The sequence below is a fragment of the Lentzea aerocolonigenes genome (assembly GCF_000955955.1).
In the GTDB taxonomy this organism is placed as follows: Bacteria; Actinomycetota; Actinomycetes; order Mycobacteriales; family Pseudonocardiaceae; genus Lentzea; species Lentzea aerocolonigenes_A.
Map to the genome: position 1 here is coordinate 1 of NZ_JYJG01000465.1, position 15,571 is coordinate 15,571.

General features: G+C 67.1%; 9 protein-coding genes and 2 pseudogenes. 4 read left to right on the forward strand and 7 right to left on the reverse strand.

Annotated elements, in window-relative coordinates; all coding sequences use genetic code 11:
- On the reverse strand, positions 1–949 hold a 949-nt coding region (locus UK23_RS49475), incomplete at its 3' end, for a hypothetical protein (protein ID WP_196778151.1).
- Positions 950–1,047: 98 nt separating this feature from the next.
- Between UK23_RS49475 and UK23_RS43710 the strand changes: the two genes are divergently transcribed.
- A complete protein-coding gene (locus UK23_RS43710; protein ID WP_156213820.1) occupies positions 1,048–3,933 on the forward strand; it encodes an AfsR/SARP family transcriptional regulator in 2,886 nt (961 codons plus the stop codon).
- Positions 3,934–3,963: 30 nt separating this feature from the next.
- Here UK23_RS43710 and UK23_RS43715 read toward each other — a convergent pair whose 3' ends face one another.
- Complete coding sequence (locus UK23_RS43715; protein ID WP_156213821.1) at positions 3,964–6,234, reverse strand: M4 family metallopeptidase; 2,271 nt, start codon at positions 6,232–6,234, stop codon at positions 3,964–3,966.
- A gap of 336 nt (positions 6,235–6,570) precedes the next feature.
- On the opposite strand from UK23_RS43715, the gene UK23_RS43720 reads away from it, so the two are divergent.
- A complete protein-coding gene (locus UK23_RS43720; protein ID WP_196778152.1) occupies positions 6,571–8,688 on the forward strand; it encodes a tetratricopeptide repeat protein in 2,118 nt (705 codons plus the stop codon).
- Here the strand turns inward: UK23_RS43720 and UK23_RS43725 are convergent.
- Together UK23_RS43725 and UK23_RS43730 are read right to left on the reverse strand one after the other, a co-directional pair.
- On the reverse strand, positions 8,671–8,907 hold the full coding sequence (locus UK23_RS43725; protein ID WP_045317726.1) for a hypothetical protein: 237 nt from the start codon (positions 8,905–8,907) through the stop codon (positions 8,671–8,673). The genes UK23_RS43720 and UK23_RS43725 overlap by 18 nt on opposite strands.
- On the reverse strand, positions 8,904–10,094 hold the full coding sequence (locus UK23_RS43730) for a hypothetical protein (protein WP_045317727.1): 1,191 nt from the start codon (positions 10,092–10,094) through the stop codon (positions 8,904–8,906). The genes UK23_RS43725 and UK23_RS43730 overlap by 4 nt, the downstream gene beginning before the upstream one ends.
- Before the next feature lie 214 nt (positions 10,095–10,308).
- Between UK23_RS43730 and UK23_RS43735 the strand changes: the two genes are divergently transcribed.
- Positions 10,309–13,299 (forward strand): AfsR/SARP family transcriptional regulator, encoded by a 2,991-nt coding sequence (locus UK23_RS43735; protein ID WP_045317728.1) that lies wholly within the window; start codon positions 10,309–10,311, stop codon positions 13,297–13,299.
- A gap of 727 nt (positions 13,300–14,026) precedes the next feature.
- On the opposite strand, the gene UK23_RS43740 is transcribed toward UK23_RS43735, so the two are convergent.
- The 3 genes and pseudogenes from UK23_RS43740 to UK23_RS55225 form a co-directional block, all read right to left on the reverse strand.
- On the reverse strand, positions 14,027–14,410 hold the full coding sequence (locus UK23_RS43740) for an HPF/RaiA family ribosome-associated protein (RefSeq protein WP_045317733.1): 384 nt from the start codon (positions 14,408–14,410) through the stop codon (positions 14,027–14,029).
- 383 nt (positions 14,411–14,793) lie between these two features.
- A pseudogene (locus UK23_RS50930) lies at positions 14,794–14,924 on the reverse strand (cold shock domain-containing protein); the annotation flags it as partial.
- 171 nt (positions 14,925–15,095) lie between these two features.
- Positions 15,096–15,245 (reverse strand): RGCVC family protein, encoded by a 150-nt coding sequence (locus UK23_RS55225; protein ID WP_419503928.1) that lies wholly within the window; start codon positions 15,243–15,245, stop codon positions 15,096–15,098.
- 173 nt (positions 15,246–15,418) lie between these two features.
- On the opposite strand from UK23_RS55225, the pseudogene UK23_RS54365 reads away from it, so the two are divergent.
- Positions 15,419–15,505: pseudogene (locus UK23_RS54365) on the forward strand (cold-shock protein); the annotation flags it as partial.
- Between the last annotated feature and the right edge of the window lie 66 nt (positions 15,506–15,571).

Below are 15,571 nucleotides of genomic sequence, written 5' to 3' on the forward strand. Positions count from 1 at the left end.
TCCACGACGACCACAATGTGCCGTCCTTCACGACGAGCGAGCCGTTCTCGCGCAGTACGCCGATGCGGCCCGCGGCCAGTTCGATGTCCTTGGCACCGTTCATCTGACCGACCCAGCCCGCGTACAGGTCGCCTTCCTTGACCGTGACCTCACCACTGTCGAGCACGACGCCGATGCGGTTGGGGGTCAGGTCGAAGTCCTTGACGTTGCCGGTCTGCTCCGTCCAGCCCGCCCACAGGCTGCCGTCCTTCACGGCCAGTGAACCGTCCAGCCGCAACACACCGATCCTGTTGCCCACCAGGTGGAAGTCCTTCGCGCCACTCGCCTGGGTGGTCCACCCGGCGTACAGGTCGCCCTCCTTGACCATGACGTCACCGCCGGTGGTCAGCACACCGATGCGGTTGCCGTCGATCTCGAACTTCGCGACGCCACCCAGCTGCGTCGTCCAGCCCGACCACAGATTTCCTTCCTTCACCGACAGCGTGCCGTTGGCCAAGACGCCGATCCGGCCGATGCGCGGCTCCAGGTACGGCTTGGCCGCCTCCCGTGCCACCGGCAGCCAGTCGCGGTAGCGCTGCGTGCCGTAGCTCGCCTTCCACTTCGGCAGCCACCTCTCGCCCTGAGCCTCGTACATGCCGCGCGCGACCTCGGCATTGCAGGCCGGGTTCAGGTAGCAGCTGTTGCGGCTGCCGTCGAGCGAGGAGATCTGGTACAGGCCCTGGTCGAGCTGGCCGTTCTCGTCGCGGTGGGTCGCGTCCGGCCGGCAGTGCGACTCGGTCATACCGACCGCGATCGCCTCGACCAGCGCCTCGCCGGTGAAGCCCGCCTGGTCGGCGTGGTAGGCGCAGCCCTCCGGACCACTGGCCGGCTCGGCCAGCGCGACCGGGGCGGTGAGGGCGGTCAGCGACAGGACCGCCACGGCGATCAGTGCGCACAGACGTCTGGACATGAGTGCCGGTCTCCCCAGTTGAGATGCGGTTTCAGGTGCTGTGGAAAACCTAAACGCCCCACCTGCACGAAACCTGGACGGCTAAGGTGTCGATCGTCATGGAGATCGGAATCCTGGGGTCGGTCGAGATCTGGCACGACGGGGAGCGGCTGGCCGCGGGCGCTCCTCAGCAACGCTGCGTGCTCGCCGTTCTCGCTCTCAACGCCGGCCAGGGCGTGTCCGTCGAACGGCTCGCCGAGGCGTTGTGGGGTGAGAAACAGCCGGGCGACTGGCGCGGTCTCGTGCACGGTTACGTCTCGCGGTTGCGCAAGATCCTCAAGCCCGCCGGGCTCGGCATCGTGCGGCGCTCACCCGGCTACGCGCTGGACGCCGAGATCGACCTGCACGTGTTCCGCCGGCTCGTCGCGGAGGCCAGGGGATCGGACCATCCGGCGTCCGGGCTCTTCAAAGCGCTCGCCCTGTGGCGGGGCACGCCGTTCGACGGGGTCGCCGGGTCCTCCGTGGTCGACCGGCTGCGCGATGGCCTGGTGCAGGAACACCTGGGTGTCACCGAGGAGTGGGTCGAGCGCGAGCTGGAGCTCGGCCGGCACCGCGAGGTCGTCGGTGACCTGATCACGCTCTGCGCCGCGCACCCGTACCAGGAGCGGCTCGTCGGGCTGCTGATGCTCGCGCTGCACCGCAGCGGCAGGCAGGCGGAGGCGTTGCGCCGCTACGACGAGTGCCGCCGGTTGCTGGCCGAGGACCTGGGCATCGATCCTGGGCACGAGCTGAAGTCGTTGTACGAGCGGATCCTGCGCTCTGATCCGGGCCTGGGCCTGAGCGTCGCCGAACCCGCGCCCGCACCCGGACCGGCTCCGGTCGCCGAGACGAGGGCACCCGACTCGCTCCCGTTCGACCTGCCCGACTTCACCGGCCGGGTGGACGAGCTGGCTCGGTTGCTGGACACCGGCGGCGGGATCATCTCGATCGACGGCATGGCCGGTGTCGGCAAGACCGCGCTGGCCGTCCGGGCGGGCCACGAGCTCGCGGACCGATTCCCGGACGGCCGGCTCTTCGTCGACCTCCACGGCTTCACCCCGTCCCGCGAGCCCGTCCAGCCGCACGCCGCGCTGGGCGTGCTGCTGCGGTCGATCGGCGTCAGCTCGCAGGAGATCCCCGCCGACGTCGACGAACGCGTCGTCGAGTGGCGCACCGCGATGGCGGGCCGCAAAGCGCTGGTGATCCTGGACAACGTCGTGGACGCGGCCCAGGTGCGGCCGCTGGTGCCCGGTTCGCCCGGCTGCGCGGTCATCGTCACCAGCAGGCGCCGACTGCCCAATTTGGACGGTGCGGTGCCTCTCTCGCTGGAGGTGCTGCCACCGGACGACGCCGAGCTGCTGTTCCGCCGGGTCGTCGGTGAGGACCGCGGCGAAGGAGCCGCCGAGCTCGTCGCACTGTGCGGGTACCTGCCGCTGGCCGTGCGGATCGCGGGTGCCCGGTTGCGGCACCGTCCCAGGTGGACGGTCGCGGATCTGGTCGAGCGGCTGCGCACCGAGCAGCAACGATTATCCGAGCTGGCGATGGACGACCGCGACGTCGCGGCTGCGTTCGCGTTGTCCTACGCGTACCTGGAAACCGAGCAGCAGCAGGCGTTCCGGCTGCTGGGCGCGCACCCCGGCGTGGACATCGACGCGCACGCGGCCGCGGCGTTGCTCGGCGTCAAGCGCTTCGCCGCCGAGGACCTGCTGGAGGACCTGCTCGACCACCATCTGCTCGAGCAGCGCGAACGTGACCGGTTCCGGCTGCACGACCTGTTGCGCGAGCACGCCCTGAGCCTGGTCTCCGACACCGACCGGCGTGCGGAGGCCGACGCACGCCTGCTCGACTACTACCTCGCCGTCGCCGACCGCGCCGCCGACGCGTTGCAGCCGGGCAGAAGACGCTCCGAACCGGAGATCGCGCACCCGCCGGCGTCGATGCCGGACGTGTTCACGTTGCCCACGGCTCTGGCGTGGTTCACCGGCGAGCACCGCAACCTCATCGCGGCCGGCGCCCACGCGGTGCGCATCGGGTCCGACCGGCACGTGCGCGACCTGCCCCGTCACCTCGGCCACTTCCTGATGATCACGCACCGCATCGACGAGCTCGTGGTGCTGCAGGAAGCCGGACTCGAAGCGGTGCGACGACTGGGCGACACGCGCGCGCAGGCCGTGAACCTCTCGCAGGTCACGCTCACGCACTACATGGCGTGCCGCTACCGCGAGGCAATGACGTACGCGACGCAGAACCTGGACCTGGCCCGCGAGCTGGACGACCAGGTGGGCGAGGCATACGCGCTCGCCATCAAAGGCATGCTGCACCAACGACTCGGCGACTACTCGCTGGCGTTCGAGTCCACTCGGCTCGCCGCGGACCTCTACGCCGCCGACGGGAACTCCCGCATCCTGGCGATCTGCGTCGGCAACCTCGGCCGCATCGCGCTGGCCGTCGGCGACCTCGACACGGCGTGGACGCACCTGAGCAAAGCCTTGGCGCAGAGCAGGGAGATCGCCGAACGCAGCGAGGAGGCGTCCGTCCTCTCCGGACTGGGCGCGACGCTGAGCAGGCAGGGTGAGCACGAACAGGCGTTGCGGTCGCTCTACGAGGGCCTGGAACTCGCGCGCGAGGTGGGCAACACCGACTATACCGTGCGCGGCCGGATCAAGCTCGCCGCCGGTCATCGCAGGGCCGGTCACCTGGACCGCGCGCTGGCAGTCGCGTCCGAGGTGGTGGAGGACCTGCGGCGCGGCTCGCTGGTCGATCACCTGGCGAGCGCGTGGAACGTGCTGGGTTCGGTGCAGCGGGAGCTGGGTTCCGCCGACGCCGAGGCCTCGTTCGGACATGCTTTGGAGCTGGCACAACGCATCGGCTACCGGATCGAGCTGGCGCACGCGCTGCGCGGACTGGGCCGGGGCGACGAAGCCACGTCGCACTACCGCGAGATGGGTGTGCGGTTGCCGGGCTGAACTTCCAGCGCCCGGCAACCGCACTCCTCATCAGCTGAGCGTCACCGCCGTGTCGTCGACGACGAACGACGTCTGCAGCGAGGCGTCTTCAGTGCCGTTGAACTTCAGCGTCACGGTCTGCCCCGCGAACGAGGACAGGTCGAACGTCTTCAGCACGTAGCCGGACGCCGCGTTCGTGTTCGAGAACGAACCGAGCGTGGTGCTGCCGGCCGTGACCGTCAGCTTGTCGTAGACGGTGCTGCCGGTCTCACTCGTGTCGATGTGCAGGTAGAACGTGAGCGAGGCCTTGCAGCCGGCGGGGATCGTCACCGACTGGGACAGCGAGTCGGTGTGCGACGAGCCGTAGCCGTTCATCCACGACGACCAGGTGCCGCCGTGCGCGGGCTCCTGCGTGCCGTGCTGGCCGATGACGCCGGAGGTCGCCGTCCAGGAAGCGCTGCCCGACTCGAAGCCCGGGTTGGCGAGCTTTTGGCCGGAGCAGTTGCCGCCACCCGTGCCGACGGTCCAGCTGAACGACGCGGTGCCGCTCTTGTTGGCGCTGTCCGTCGCGGTCACCGTCACGTTCGACGTGGCGGCGGTGGTCGGGGTGCCGGAAATGGTGCCGTTGCTGGAGTTGATGGACAGCCCGGCGGGCAGCCCGGTGGCGGACCACGTGTACGGCGCGGTGCCGCCGCTCGCCGACAGCGGCAGGCTCACCGCGGTGCCGACGGTGCTGGACTGGTTACCGGGGTTGCTGACGGTGACCGTGCCGGTCGCGCTGCACGTCGGGTCAGCGGACTGCGCGGGCACGCTGACCGCGTCCCAGGCGGCCTTGACCGTGTTGAACTCCGCGCAGCTGCCGGGGTAGAGGTTCTTGGCCGCGGTCAGCGTCCACGTGCGGTACTTGAGGTAGGAGCTGCCGGAGGTCTTGAGCAGCATGGCGTTGTAGAAGATCTTGAGCGCCTTCTCGGTGCCCAGGCCGGTGATCGACGTGTTGTTGCACGTGGTGCTCGTCGGCTGGCCGTTGGTCGGGTTCGTGCCCTGCGCGAGCAGGTAGAACCAGTGGTTGCCGGGCCCGGCGGCCGCGTGGACCTCGGTGCTCGGGATCGAGCTGCTGTAGCAGTTCGCGTGGTTCTTCGCGGCGGGGTTGTACATGTTGCGGATCGGGCCGCTGCCGACCAGGTTGATCGTCTCGCCGACGAGGAAGTCGGGCGTGTCGTAAGGCGACGGCTCGTTGGCGAACCACTCGGTGGAGGCGCCGAAGACGTCCGCGACGAACTCCTGCGTGCCCGCACCGGAAATACCACCCGGCGTGTGGTCGTCGATGCCGTGGCCGAGCTCGTGCGCCACGACGTCGAGCGAACCGATCCACTGGCCCGCGGTGTTCTTGCCGATCTGCACCTGGCTGCCGTCGTAGTAGGCGTTCTGGTCGTTCAGGCCGACGCGCATCGGCCAGCCGCCGCCGTTGCCGTCGAACCCGTTGCGGCCCAGCCACTGCGTGAGCATCTTGGACTCGGTCTGCGCCGCGAACAGCACGTCGACGCACCCGGTCTCGCGGTTGGTCGCGGTGCCGTTGCCCCAGGTGTCGCTGGACTTGGTGAACGTCGTGTTGTTCGCCGCGTCCTGGCAGCTGACGTTGGTGAGGTTCGGGTCCTTCATCGAGAACGTCGACCCGGACTGCGTGGTGGCGAGGGGGACGGAAGGACCGTTCCACCCGCTGTTGCCGGTGCCGTGCAGCACGCGCTCCTGCGTGTGCAGCACCTTGCCGTTCGCCGCGTCCACGATCACGTCGAGCTTGCTCGGGCCCTCGGAGTCCCGGCCGACGACCGAGACCTTCCAAGCGAGCTTCGGCGTGGAGTCGAGCGCGAAGACGACCTGTTCCGCGGCGCCGACGCTGTCCACAGTGGACATGGCGGTCTTCGCGGTGGCCTCGGCCTGAGCCTTGGTGGTGGACGCCTTGGCGTCGGCGATGTCGATCGTCGAACTCTGGCCGACCGACGTCTGCAGAACCTGCCCGGTGGAGTTGGTGACGACGACGAAGTCACCACCCACCACCTGCATCCCCTTGTAGGTCCGCTCGTAGGGGACGTACTTGAGGCCGTTCGTGGACGAGATGGTGTTGTGCCGGATGAACGCGTCGTTCTGGCTCACGTGCAGCTGGGCGGGCCGGCTGTCGACGAGGCTCGCGGCCGCGTCCACCGCCATCGCCTCGGCGGTCTGGCTCGGCTGGGGCTGCGGGGCCGCGTGCGCGCCCGTCTGGGTGAGCACGGCAGCGACCAGCGATCCGGCCGCGGCCAGCACGAAACTACGTCTCGCTTGCATTGTTCTCCTCGTTGCAGGGCGAACCGACCGGCTCCGCGGTTGCAGGGGGAGCCGGACGTTCGTCGAGGTGAATGTGTTGGCGGAGCACGAGAAGGATCTGTTGCCGCACGATCGTTAACAAGTACTAACTTATTCACACTCAACTATTTGTGGCGCATTTGTAGGCTTGCGGCCCGACATTCCTTTGTCGGGTGAATGGTCGTTTTGTCCAGGGATGTACCGCATGTCGCCCGGTCACGTCCGGTGAACGGACAAGATCCACGCGCGTGTTGGTCGTCACGGGTGGTTTTGACCAGCTTTGCGTGCAAAACGCCGTACGGTCGTCTTGTTGCGCAGGTGCGAGTGCACAGCGGGGGTGCCATGGGCGCGGGCGTGCACAACGAGATGTCGGGCTCGGTTCAGGGTGGCGTGGTGCAGGCCGGAGCCGTCCACGGGGACATCCACATCCACTCAGAGGCCACGCTGCCCGTACCGCAGCAGTTGCTCCCGGCACCGGCGCACTTCACCGATCGCGCGTCGGATCTCGCCGAGCTGGACAAGATGCTCGTGCCGGGTGAACGGACGCTCGCCGTGCTGGCCGGGCCGGGCGGCATCGGCAAGACCGCGCTCGCGCTCCAGTGGGCCCACCGGGTGCACGACCGCTTCCCGGACGGGCAGATCTACGTGGACCTGGGTGGGTTCAGCGGCGACAGGCCGATGAGCTCGGCAGAGGCGTTGGGGCTCTTCCTGCGCAGTCTCGGTGTCGCACCGCAGAGTGTCCCCGCCGACCTGGCCGAGCAGGCGGCGCTGTACCGCTCGCTCACGGCGGGCAAGTCGCTCCTGGTCGTCCTGGACAACGCGCGCGAGGCGAGGCAAGTGCGCCCATTGCTGCCGAATTCGTCGTCCAGCGCCGTCGTCGTCACGAGCCGCACGCGCCTGACCGATCTGGTCGTCGACGGGGGACGGTTGCTGGACATCCGCCCTCTCGCCGCCTCGTCGGCGGTGACGCTGCTGGCGAAGACGCTGGGAGGCAACCGGATCGCGGACGAGCAGGATCGTGCGGAGGCTCTGGTCGACCTGTGCGGTGGTCTGCCGATCGCGGTGCGGGTCGTGGCGGCACGCCTCGTCGCGCGGCCGAAGTGGTCCGTCGGGCGCGTCGTCTCCGAACTCGCTGACGAGCAACTGCGCCTGGCGATGTTGTCACCGTCCCACGAACTCTCCGTCCAGACGACGTTCGACCTGTCCTACCGCGCGTTGGACGAGCGGACCGCCGTCGTGTACCGCCGGCTGGCGTTGCATCCTGGCCAGACGTTCGGCCCGGCCGTCGCGGCGTCGTTGCTCGGTCAGGGGCTTCCCGAGGTCAGCCGCCTCATCGAGGAACTGGTCGACAGCAGCCTGCTCGAAGAGATCGCGGAGGACCGCTACCGGTTCCACGACCTGGTGAAGCTCCACGCCAGGCAACAGGACCACCAGGGGGACAGGGACTTCGCACTGCGGCACGTGCTCGAGTGGTACCTGGCAGGGGCGATGGTGGCCGACAGGATCGTGACGCCGCACCGGCGCCGGTTGGACTACGTCTTCCACGCCGACCCGACCTCGCGGCCGCAGTTCGCCGACCGCGACGAAGCCCTCTCCTGGCTGGAGCTGGAGCGCGCGAACCTCATCACCGCGGGGCAGGTGAGCCTGGAAAAGGGATGGCCGGACCTCGCCTGGCACCTCTCGGACGTCGTGTGGCCCTTGTTGTTGCACCGCAAGCACTATCACGACCGGCTCGACATCGACCTGCGAGGTGTCGAGGCCGCTCGCCGATGGGGGAACGCGTTCGCCGAGGCCGACATGCTGAAGCGGCTCGGTCGTGTCTGCACGACGCTCGGCAGGCACCGCGAGGCGGAAGAGCACCTGCGTGGTTCGGTGTCGGTCGCGGCAGCCGGCGGTGACCAGCGGGGCGTGGCCGACGCGCGCGAGGGGTTGGCACTGCTCTACGCGGACACCGATCGAGTGGCTGAAGCAGCCGTGGAGTTCACGGAACTGGTGGAGCTCAACCGTGCGTTGAACGCGGACCGCAGCCTCGCGTTGAGCTTGATCCATCTCGGGACGGCGTTGAGCCGTCTCGGCCGCAACGACGAAGCTCTGACGCACCTGTCCGAGGCGAAGGTCATCCTCGGCGGGCTGGCCGAGCCGGATCCGTACAACACCGCGCGTGTTTTCGTGGCGCAGGCGTGGGTGCACTGTCACGCGCAGGACTTCGTGCGCGCCGGTGAAGTGGCGGAAGAAGCCCTGGCCATGATGAGTCAGGTCGGCTCGCACGACGGGGCCGCCCACTCGCACGAGGTGATCGCGGAAGTCGCGCGGCATCGTGGAGACACCGCCACCGCGGTGGACCACCTGCAGCAGGCGGTCCACCTTCTCACCTCCCTGGGATCTTCCAGAGCAGGCGTCGTGTCCGATCGTCTGCGTTCATTGAGCGACTTGTAGCCGCCCACAAGGACTTTCCGCTCTGGCGATGCGGTGCCGCGCGCACCACACCGGCAGACCGTGGCGGACGAGCAGCTTCAGGTCGAGGCCGGTGGAGAACCAGGTGTGCAGCGAGATCGTCACGGACTCGGCGAGCTCGTCCCACGTGAGGCAGTCCACCAGCGGTCCGTCGGGGGACAGGTCCAGGGTCCGGCCGTCCTCGGCCACCGCCATGATCATCGGCACTCCTCCGGCGTGACCGTCACCGGTGCCGGCGCACGGTGTTTTCCCTGCACCGGAACACCCAGGAGCCGGTACATGGCTTCTCTGATCAGGGTGGTCGAGCGGCCGGGACGTGAGGTCAGGCGTTCCACGACTCCCTCCCGCAGCCGTTCGCTCCGTGCTCGCGCCTCTTCGAACATGGTGGGCAGGGACGACGCGTGGTGGTAGGTCACGGCGTTGTGCCGCAACAGATCCTGCGGTGATCCGCTCGCGGTCACGGCCTGCAGTCCCGGATCCACCAGCACGACCGGCGTCCCGATCGCCGAGGCGTAGACGGGGACCGAACCGTGGTCGCCGACGACGAGGTCGGCGGCCACGACGGCAGCCCGCCAGTCGACGTGCGGACCGATCACGACGAGTCCGGCGTCCACGCAGTCGGCGAGCCACGACCTGATCTGGCGTGGTGCGTGGCCGAACCACACCGCCGGATGCATCAGCGCGGCAACGCGGTACCGCGACGGCAGCTCGTCGAGCAGGCGGGGGAAGAGCTCCGCGCACCGCCCGAACAGGGACTGCCCGCCCCAGGTCGAGCTGACCACGACCAAGCTCTGCTCCGGCCTGATGTCCAAGGCCTCCCGGTAGCGGTCGCGGTGCGGCAGGCTCGCGACCATCCGGTCGTAACCGGGATCGCCCGCGACGACGGCGGCGTCGACGGCCTGCGGACACTGGGCGCGAAGCACCTCCAGCTGGTCCTCGTGCGACAACACGACGGCGTCGGGGAGGATCCGGCCGTTGTGGATCAGCCGTTGGGCGTCCAGGCCGTAGACGGCGGACGTGCCCGAGTGCGTCTTGCCGAAGCCGGCGCCGTGCGGCACGACGAGCAACGGCGCGTGCAGGTGCTGAAGCCCTCCGTACCCCGCGGCGACCGCGAGGTCGAAGCGTTCGCGGATCACCTGGTCCCACTGCAGGACAAGACCACCGGTGCTGCGCAGGAAGTCGTCGACACCGTTGCTGAACACGTCCGGTGCCTGGACGAAGGTCACCTGCAGCCGCGGGTCCCGTTCCACCAGCTCGATCACCTCCAACAGTCTCTGGCCGCTGGTGACCGTGTGCACGACGACCAGCACGTTGAGCAGGCCGGGCCGCGTCACCCACCGGGGCGCGTCCAGCCCGACCGGCACCTGCAACCACTCAGCACGTGTCATGAAGTTCCCCCTTGGTTCAGCGGCCACCCCGTTGGAACCAAGGATGCGGATCGCGCTTGCCCGCCGACTTGCCGAGAACTTGCCCCCTCCATATGCCTGGTACCCGTTTCACCGATTCGGAGCAATTGAGAACATTCGGCCTGCTGAAAATCCGGTGCAAAGGGCACACTGGTAGCCCTGGTGCGCAAGCGGGCCAGCGAGGGGTGAGACGCTGGTGGAATTCAAGATCTTCGGGAAGACGTCCTTGCTGATAGGTGACCACGGCGTCCACCTCGGCACGGCAAAACAGCGCGGCGTTTTGGCATTGCTTCTCCACGACGTCGGACGTCCTGTGTCCATAGATTTGATCATCGCCGAACTGTGGCGCGGAGAGACTCTGGAAGTCTCTAAAGGACGGCTGCACCCCATCATCAGCAGGCTGCGCAAGGTTCTCGCCGAGTCGGGTTCCGGGGGCCAGTTGCGCAAGGAAGGTGCAGCTTACCGGCTTGATCTCGACCCGATGCTCGTCGACCTGCACCGTTTCCGGCATTTGGTGACAAAAGCTAGACAAGCTTCTTCAATCGATGACCACTTTTTGTCTAAAACGCTGGTTCAGGAAGCGCTGGAATTGTGGCACGGCAAGCCGCTCGCCGATCTCGGCGGAACCTGGTCGGATCACTGCCGTGCCCAGATGGAGCAATTCGACCGCCTGCCCGCCTACTACGTGTTGTTCGACAGTCAGCTGCAGATGGGCGAATACAGCGAAGTGATGAGTGCCGTCGGCCGTTTGGTCGACGAACACGACACCGAGGAGATGTTCGCGCGCCACTACATGCGATCGCTCGACGGGATGGGCAAGTACTCGAAAGCGCTGGAGTTCTACGCCGAGTTCTGTTCCCGGCTGGAATACGCGATCGGCGCCGAACCGGGCCCGGAGATGCGCGAGCTCTACCAGTCCGTTCTCCGCAAGCAGGCGGGCACCGCCGTCGTCAGGAGCATGATCGATCCGAAGCCGCCGCAGCAGCTGGAGAGGGACATACACAACTTCACCGGCCGCAAAGAACTTCTCGTCCAGTTGGACGCTCTTCTCACCACCGCGCAGGGGCCGGTCGTCGCGTTGCACGGCATGCCGGCCGCGGGCAAGACGAGCCTTGCGACCCGGTGGGCGCATCAGCGGAAGTCCCTCTTCCCCGACGGCCACCTGTTCATCAACCTGTCCGGCTACGGGCCCACAGCACCGATGGCGCCGGATGACGCCATCGCCATCCTGCTGGCGTCGCTGGGGGTGCCACTCGACAAGCTGACCGTCGACGAACGACGTGTTCGGCTGCAGAGGTCGTTGAGCGGCAAGAAGGTCCTCCTGATCCTCGACAACGCCCGTGACAGCGCCCAGGTCCGCCCGATCCTCGCCGCGACGACCGGCTGCTGCTGCCTCGTGACCAGCCGGGCCGAGCTCACCGGCCTCACGATCCGCGACAGCGTGCGGACGATGGAGGTTCCACCGCTGACGCCGGACGAGTCCATCGGTCTGTTGCTGGCAGAGCTCGAGGGGAAGGGCCGCTCACGCGAGGATGAAGGCCTGGCCGCTCTGGCTCGCCTCGCCGCGGGGCTTCCCCTGAGTCTGCGGATCATCGCTCAGCACGCCGTCGACCGCCCGTACACCTCATTGCTGGACCTGGCGTGCGAGTTGCGACAGCACGAGGGCCTCGGCTCGCTCGACTCGGCGGACAACGACGACGAGTACACGATGTTGTCCACCGCCTTCTCCTGGTCCTATCAGGCGTTGCCCGCCGCGGTCGCGCTGAGCTTCCGTCGTCTTGGCCTGCACCCCGGCCCCGAGTTCGACATCTCGGCCGCCTGCGCCATCGTCGGCGAGGACGCGTCCGTGGTTCGGGAGCACCTGAGGATCTTGGCGAAGGCCAGCCTGGTCCGGCAGGTCTCGGCTCGCCGGTACAGGCTGCACGACCTCATCTTCGGCTATGCCGCGGATCTGGCACGTCGTGAGGATTTTCTCGCTCAGCGGGAATTGGTACTTCCCCGCGTCTTTGATTGGTACCTCGCAACAACGTCGAACGCGGCGCGCCAGGTGACGCCCGACCGAACGCAGGTTCCCGTGCTGGATGGAATGTCCTGGCGTCACGCGGTCGAGTTCGAGACCTCCGCGGCGGCACTTGATTGGTTCGCTCAGGAGCAGACCAATCTCGCGGCGGCTGTTTCGCATGCGGCCAGGCAGGGATTCCATGATCACGCCTGGCGCCTCGCCGCGAACATGAATGAAACATACGATCGCTTCGGGTTGTACACGGATCTGAGGCTCAGTCATGAGATCGCGCTGTCGTCTGCGCGTGCCGTCGAGAACCGGGAGGGTGAGTGCGGCACACTCAACAATCTTGGTCTCGTATTGCACTGGCTGGGTCGATACGACGAGGCGCGGCAGATGTTTCGCGATGGCGTGGCGCTGGCCGACGAACTCGGGCAGCGCGAGCTCAGCGCTGTGTGCAGGCACAACCTCGGAAGCGTTCATCTCGAGGTCGGCCAGCCGCGCATCGCCGTAGAGATCTACGAGCAGGTGCTCGACCTGCTCAAGGACATGGGCGCCCGCAGCATTGAGGCATACGCGTTGGATCAACTCGCCAATGCGCATCATCAAATGGAGCGGGACGATGTGGCGCTCGATTATCACGAACAAGCGCTCGTAATACGAGAAGAAGTGGGCGACGTCCGCGGACAAGGTACGACCTTTGCGGAACTCGCCAAGATATACCATGAACACGGCGAGAACGTCAAAGCGTTGAGCTGTTGCGAAAGGGCACTCGATGCTCACTTGCGCAGTGGTGACAAGTCGGGTCGGGGCGAAGCCTTGCTGACGTTGTCGGAAACGCTTTACGATCTCGGGTCTTTCGTGCAATCGGCTGATGCCGCGGAAGAAGCAGCTCGCCTTTGTCGCCATCCTCGCGCGCAAGCACGTGCGTTGCACGTGCTCGGTCATGTCCATGCGGTCGAAAACGATCCCGCATCGGCGAGCCGCTGCTGGAGCCGAGCTGCTGACCTGCTGCGCAGCGCTTCCGGCCACGGTGACGACCTCCTGTTGACGCACCTCGTCGAGCACAGTGCGACACGGCGATTCATTCCGGATCCGCGGGCCCGTGGTGGGGCTACTTTGCGCGAGTCCGATTTGCCTGTGAGTAATCGCCTACACCCAGGTGATACGCACACGATCGAATGACGCGTCTACTGGGCGTATCCTGCGGTCGGTGGTGAGAGCGCTCTCTCCTGGGAGTTGCCGACCCGCTTGGACTGGCGTCATACCTTAGTGTTAGGTTCACCGCCGTGCTGATCACGAGAGTGGCGCTGATCCTCGCTCTAGTCCTCCTTCCGGAGTGGGGCGGTCTCATTAACTCCATTGAGCAGGAGTCGACAGTCGCCAACGCGCAGTTGCTGCACGCCTGAGAGGCGTTGAACTGTGGCCGAGTGAGCAGGGTTGAGCTGCTCGGCCAGCGCTCATGGCGCCATCACAAAAGAACTCACTTGTTCTTTTGAAAGCAGATCAATTCGACCCCGAACGAGAACCTGAGCAGTTGCAGGGGCGGCCGCCCGTTGCCGCCCCTGCGCGTCTATCGACGCGCGGGCCCGCTCGAGCTCGGTACTGCGAAGGACATCGCGGCGTCCTGGCCGACCACTGCCCGAACCAGTCCAGCACTCCCGAAGGCCAGTGCAGTCGTTCGAGCGGGGTGAGCGGCACTTCGCCTCAGGACGCGTTCGGCGGGTGACCGTGGACGCGGCGACCCTGAACGTCTGCGTTGCCGTTTTGCCGGCCTGGCTCCACCAAGGCGGGGACGTCGGTGAACAGCGACGGAAACCGTTGTCGGACAAGCGCTTGCGGTTGTCCTGCACGGCTGCGACCGGGAGACGCCGTTCGTCTGTGTCGCCCCGCTCAGCACGCTTGCGTGGGCCTATTCGTGCTTGGGCAATCCGGGCACCAGCCTCAGTGCGCGGTTGCTGCGTGGGTCGGTGCGCGTCTTGGCCTCGTCGACCTGCCGGATCAGCTCGTCGCAGACCTCGCTCAGTGCCGTGGGCAGATCGCGCTCCGAGGATGTGGCGACGAAGTGCAGGCGTGGTCTCTGGTCGATCCAGCATTCCAGGGTGAGTCGTTGCCCGGCACCCTGACGGTCCTTCAGGCTGATTTCCAGGTCGATCTGGTCGTCGCGGAATGACCGCAACGGCAGACCGAGCGCGGTCAGGCGTTCCGAGACCCATCCGCGTTCGGATGCGAGGAATCCGGCGGCGAGGCGTAGACGTCGGACGATGACCGCAGCGCCTGCTGGAGTGTGAGACATGCGCTCGGTGTCCTTTGTGGAGTGTGCACCGCTGCTGCCAAGCGACGGCTTGCCGGTGTTCAAACTGGCCTTCGCGGTGTCGGTGCCGGCTCGTGGAAGAGGTTCTCGTAGGACCGCTGCTCGTCGTCGGGGGGATTGGGGTTCGCCAGTGAGTGGTGTGTCTCCGGGTGGCTGAACAGGTCATTCGCCGAGCGCGCAGTCGTGGGCTGCGTTTCGGGACGTGACACGTACTGGTTTCTCATGGTTCCGGCTCTCTTCGTGTCCTGTGCATGCTTGCGGCTGGCCGGTGACGCGAACTCGTGGTGTGGTGGCGGCAAAACCGGCGTGATGAGGGGTCGGTGTCTCCGTCAGCGTGTGTCAGCTGGTAGGAGCACGATGTGAGGTCAGACGACGCGGACGGAGGTGGTCTGCGGGCCCTTGGGGCCTGGCTGACCTCGAACTCGACGCGCTGGCTGTCCTCGAGGCTGCGGTAGCGGCGGCCGTCGATCTCAGAGTAGTGCACGAAGACGTCAGACATCGCGTTTCGGACGGCGACTTCTCCGGCTTGTCCTGCAAGATGAAGAAAGAGGCGCCCGCAACATCGTTTCCGCGAGCGTGATGAACCACGAACACAAAACTCGACGACCACCGCGTACAACACCGCCGTGGCCAGTTCAGTTCCCGTGGTGACATCAGGTGTCGTACGTCACCGGCAGACGCAGCCTCGGGCCGACGCGGAAGCCGTGGTCGCGGTGCAGTAGCGAACGCCGATCGAGTCGTGCTCGTGCCACGGGTGCGGGCACACGGCACAGATGCCGGCAGCGTCGCAGTGGCCGGCCGGTGCAGTGGTTTGCAGTCAGACGTGGGCATGCGGGTACTCCGATGATCGATGCTGGAACGAGAGGATGTGGGGGGTTCAGGACGGTTCGTCGCGGATCTCGATGGCACGCCGGACGATTTCGCTGCAGTCCCAGGCGCCGGTGAGCACCGAACCTTGTCACAGGAGACGTCGACCACCAGCGTTTCCGAGGCCAAAGTGAGCTCCAGGAAGGCCAGAAGGTCTCCTTCGAGGTCACGCAGGGACAGAAGGGCCCGCAGGCGGACAACGTCGTCCCGCCTAGACGGTTGATTCCAAGGGTCCGCAGCCACGGACCTGCGGGAGTTCCTGCAAACGCCGTCGCC

Bases quoted from the DNA above. Each gene is read 5' to 3' on its own strand.
- UK23_RS43715 (WP_156213821.1), bottom strand. From the start codon at position 6,234: ATGCAAGCGAGACGTAGTTTCGTGCTGGCCGCGGCCGGATCGCTGGTC.
- UK23_RS43725 (WP_045317726.1), bottom strand. From the start codon at position 8,907: ATGATCATGGCGGTGGCCGAGGACGGCCGGACCCTGGACCTGTCCCCC.
- UK23_RS43740 (WP_045317733.1), bottom strand. From the start codon at position 14,410: ATGTCTCACACTCCAGCAGGCGCTGCGGTCATCGTCCGACGTCTACGC.
- UK23_RS43730 (WP_045317727.1), bottom strand. From the start codon at position 10,094: ATGACACGTGCTGAGTGGTTGCAGGTGCCGGTCGGGCTGGACGCGCCC.
- UK23_RS43710 (WP_156213820.1), top strand. From the start codon at position 1,048: ATGGAGATCGGAATCCTGGGGTCGGTCGAGATCTGGCACGACGGGGAG.